Origin of the sequence: Actinomyces polynesiensis, from assembly GCF_000820725.1 — a bacterium.
Taxonomy (GTDB): Bacteria; Actinomycetota; Actinomycetes; order Actinomycetales; family Actinomycetaceae; genus Pauljensenia; species Pauljensenia polynesiensis.
Genome location: NZ_CCXH01000301.1, coordinates 1 through 4,045, shown reverse-complemented (window position 1 = coordinate 4,045; position 4,045 = coordinate 1). Strand labels below are relative to the sequence as shown.

Annotated in this window: 6 protein-coding genes; all 6 read left to right on the top strand. The window is 71.8% G+C overall.

Going from position 1 to position 4,045, the window contains the following annotated elements; all coding sequences use genetic code 11:
* Positions 1-19: 19 nt before the first annotated feature.
* The 6 genes from rsmD to TA90_RS12555 all read left to right on the top strand — a co-directional run bounded on the left by rsmD (position 20) and on the right by TA90_RS12555 (position 3,918).
* Positions 20-595 (top strand): 16S rRNA (guanine(966)-N(2))-methyltransferase RsmD, encoded by a 576-nt coding sequence (gene rsmD / locus TA90_RS12580; RefSeq protein ID WP_043536998.1) that lies wholly within the window; start codon positions 20-22, stop codon positions 593-595.
* A gap of 9 nt (positions 596-604) precedes the next feature.
* Positions 605-1,123 (top strand): pantetheine-phosphate adenylyltransferase, encoded by a 519-nt coding sequence (gene coaD, locus TA90_RS12575; RefSeq protein ID WP_043536997.1) that lies wholly within the window; start codon positions 605-607, stop codon positions 1,121-1,123.
* Positions 1,116-1,916, top strand: coding sequence for an ATP synthase subunit B family protein (locus tag TA90_RS12570; protein WP_231550741.1), 801 nt, complete (start codon positions 1,116-1,118; stop codon positions 1,914-1,916). Before coaD ends, TA90_RS12570 begins: the two co-directional genes overlap by 8 nt.
* A complete protein-coding gene (locus TA90_RS12565; RefSeq protein WP_043536995.1) occupies positions 1,903-2,475 on the top strand; it encodes a YceD family protein in 573 nt (190 codons plus the stop codon). The genes TA90_RS12570 and TA90_RS12565 overlap by 14 nt, the downstream gene beginning before the upstream one ends.
* On the top strand, positions 2,475-3,209 hold the full coding sequence (rnc, locus tag TA90_RS12560) for a ribonuclease III (protein ID WP_043536993.1): 735 nt from the start codon (positions 2,475-2,477) through the stop codon (positions 3,207-3,209). Before TA90_RS12565 ends, rnc begins: the two co-directional genes overlap by 1 nt.
* A gap of 94 nt (positions 3,210-3,303) precedes the next feature.
* On the top strand, positions 3,304-3,918 hold the full coding sequence (locus tag TA90_RS12555) for a response regulator (RefSeq protein WP_043537000.1): 615 nt from the start codon (positions 3,304-3,306) through the stop codon (positions 3,916-3,918).
* Positions 3,919-4,045: the final 127 nt, after the last annotated feature.

The window sequence follows — 4,045 nt, the reverse complement described above, 5'->3', positions numbered from 1 at the left end:
CTCCCCCTAGAGTGGGGGCATGACCAGGATCGTGGCGGGAGAGGCGGGGGGTCGGACCCTGAGGGTCCCGCCCCGGGGGACACGACCCACCTCGGAGAGGGTCCGCGAGGCACTCTTCTCACGCCTCGACCACATGGATGTCGTCGCGGGCTCGCGGGTCCTCGACCTCTACGCGGGTTCCGGTGCGCTCGGGCTGGAGGCCGCCTCCCGGGGCGCCGCACAGGTCGACCTCGTCGAGCGCTCGCGGCCCGCCTCCCAGGTGGTGGCGGCCAACATCCGCACCCTGGGCCTCGGGTCCCGCGCCCGGGTGCACACGGTGGACGCGCGTTCCTTCCTGCTCTCGCGTCGTGGGGAGCCACTCACGGGCGACGTCGACCTCGTCCTCGTCGATCCCCCCTACGACGTGCCCGAGGACGACCTCACCGAGGTCCTGGACCTGCTCGGCCCGTGGATCGGCCCGGACTCCCTGGTGGTGGTGGAACGCTCCACCCGCAGCCCCGAGCCCGGCTGGCCCCTCCACCTCCACCGAGAGGAGCATCGCGCCTACGGCGAAACCTCAGTGTGGTTCGCGGGTCCGCCCCTGCCGCCCTCGTAGACTGCACCCATGACCACAGCCGTGCTGCCCGGGTCCTTCGACCCGGTGACCCTGGGCCACATCGACCTCATCCGGCGCGCGACACGGGTGGCCGACCTGGTGGTCGTGGCCGTGGGGGTCAACGTCTCCAAGACACCGGTGCTCACGGTCCGCCAGCGCGTCGACCTCCTCCGGGAGGCACTGGAGGGCGTGCCGCGCGTCGAGGTGGCGCGCATGGACGGGCTGCTCGTCGACTTCTGCCGGGACCGCGGCGCGGACCTCGTCATCAAGGGCATCAGGGACTCCGCGGACGTCTCCTCGGAGATCATCCAGGCCAGCGTCAACCGTGAGATCGGTGACGTGGAGACCGTCTTCCTGCCCACGAGCCCCGAGATGGTCCACGTGTCCTCCACGATCGTGCGCGAGCTGGCCGCGTGGGGAATGGACGTGTCGCGGTATGTTCCCCCGGGCGTCGCGCGGGTGATGGCGGACAATGGAGCGGTGGGCACCCACCGGGGAGCCCGGCGAGAGGGAGGCAGTGATGTCTGAGCAGGAGGGCACGGACCGGGCCGTGCACGAGGACGACGCCGCCCGCGCGGCGGAGTCCCCGCAGCCGGACGGACACGACGAGCACCCCCAGGACCGGAGCGGGGACACCCCCGAGGAGTGGGGGAGCGAGGCCGTCTACGGTCCCTCCACCGTCATCGCCGCACTCGACCAGCTCGAGGACCTCATCGAGCAGGCCCGCTCCGTGCCGCTGTCCGCCAACGCCATGGTCAACCGGGCGGAGCTGCTGGACCTCATCGACCAGGCCCGCGAGGCACTGCCCGACGACCTCGTCGCCGCCGATGCGGTGGTCGCCGACGCGGACGCGGTGCTCGGACGCGCCGACTCCGCCGCCGAGGTGACCATCGCCGAGGCCAATGCCCGCGCCCGCTCCACCCTCGACGACGCACGCGAACAGGCGGACCAGATGGTCCAGGAGGCCCGCGACCAGGCCTCCCACCTCGTCTCGCGTGCCACCGAGGAGGCGGAGGCGACCCGCTCCCAGGCACGCTCGGACGCGGAGTCCACCATCGCCGACGCCAAGGCCCAGGCCGAACGGCTCGTGTCCACCGAGAACATCACCCACCTGGCGGAGGACCGCGCCCGCCAGATCGTGGCCGAGGCGAAGTCGACCGACGCCCAGCTGCGCCGCGGCGCGGACGACTACGCCGCCAAGACCCTCACGGAGGTGGCCCACCTCCTCACCGACCTCCAGCGACGCACGGATGCCGGCAGGCGGGCCATCGCCGACCGCAACGGAATCGACCAGACGGACATCGACATTGACCACCACTGACTCACCCCTGCGCATCCAGCTGCGCGACCTGCCCCGACACCTGGGGGCCACCCTGCACCGCAAGGTCTCCTGGACTGTCCCCGACGACCTCGGCACCTCCGCGATGTGGGTGGAACCGGGCTCGACCCAGGACCTGGACGTCGAGCTCACCACCGTCGACGAGGGCGTCCTCGCCCAGGTCGACGGGGAGGTGGAGCTGCGTGGCGAGTGCGTGCGCTGCCTCGAACCCGTCGTGAAGGACGAGGAGTTCCACGGCGCCGAGGTCTACTTCGAGCAGCCGAAGGGTCGCGCCGCCGCCACCGCGGAGGACGAGGTCCCCGAGGACCTGCTCCTCGTCGAGCCCGGTGACGTCGTCGACCTGGAACCCCTCGTTCGCGACGAGGTCCTCGACCTCGTCGACCCGCTGCCCCTGTGCCGCCCGGACTGTCCCGGGCTGTGCCCGCAGTGCGGGATCCGCCTGGCGGACGCCCCGGCGGACCACCACCACGACGTCATCGACCCGCGCCTGGCAGGGCTGGCGGCGCTCCTGGACACCACCACCGAGGAGGCCGAGGACTGATGGCGCGCAGGCCCCGTCTCCCCCTCCCCCCCAACGACGACCCCTCGCAGCTGCTGCCCAGGTGGGGTGCGGACATCGACCCGGAGCTTCTGGGCCTCGCCCTCACCCACCGCTCCTACGCCTACGAGGCCGGGGGGATCCCCCACAACGAGCGCCTCGAGTTCCTCGGTGACGCCGTCCTCTCGATCGTCGTGGCTGACCGGCTCTACCACGACCACCCGGACCTGCCCGAGTCTGACCTCTCCCGCATGCGCGCGGCCACCGTCTCCCAGGAGCCCCTCGCGCTCGTGGCCCGCGAGATCGGACTGGGGGACTTCATCCGCCTGGGACGCGGGGAGGACCTGACCGGGGGGCGCGACAAGGACTCGATCCTCTCCGACACCGTGGAGGCGCTCATCGGCGCCACGTACCTCTCCCTCGGCCTGGAGGAGACGCGCCGGGTGGTCCTCCAGCTGGTCTCCAACCTGCTCGACCACGCCGTGGAGCGTGGCCAGACCCAGGACTGGAAGACGATCATCGCGGAGTACGCCCAGCGCGAGCACCTGGGGGAGCCCGTCTTCACGGTGCACGGCCAGGGTCCCGATCACCACCGGCTCTTCACGGCGGAGGTGGCCTTCGGCGACGGGGACGTCCAGGGCGTGTCCACGGCCAGCTCGAAGAAGCACGCGGAGAACATGGCCGCACGCGACGCCATGCAGCGCATCGACCCCGGTTTCCTCGGCACAGGGTCCTGAGGTCCTCCCGTCCGGTGTGACATGGGGAGGACCCTGGTCCCGGTACGATGGTCCCGTGAACGCGAACGAGAACAAGCCCACCAACATCCGAGTGATGATCGTCGACGACCACGAGATCGTGCGTCGAGGCATCGCCGAGATCGTGGACCGCGCCGACGGCCTGGAGGTCGTCGCGGAGGCGGGCACCGTGGCTGACGCCCTGCGCCGCGCGGAGCTGGTGCGCCCCGACGTCATCCTCGTCGACCTGCAGCTGCCCGACGGCACCGGCATCGACATCATGGAGCAGTTGGGACGCACGCGCCCCGAGATCCGCCCGATCGTGCTGACCTCCTTCGACGACGACGAGGCACTGGCCGAGGCCCTGGAGAAGGGCGCCCGTGCCTACGTGCTCAAGACCGTGCGCGGGGCGGAGATCACCGACATCATCAAGGCCGTGTCCGAGGGGCGCGTCCTCCTCGACGAGCGCACGGTGACGCGTCGGCGCGCCGACCACGAGGACCCGACCTCGGACCTCACCCCCTCCGAGCGCAAGGTGCTCGAGCTCATCGGCGACGGCCTGTCGAACCGGGAGATCGGGGAGAAGCTCGGCGTCGCGGAGAAGACGGTCAAGAACCACATCACCTCGCTGCTGTCGAAGATGGGCCTGCAGCGCCGCACGCAGGTCGCGGCGTGGGTGGCCGGGCAGCGCGCCGCCGCCTGGAGGAACTGAACCCGCAGCACCGGACCGCACCCAGCGCCCGGGGGCGTCGCCCTCGTCGGAGTCCGCGGTGCCTGCGATGCACCCCGCCCGGGCGCGGGCAGCGGTACACGCGGGCGGCCGCACCCACGGGGTCGGT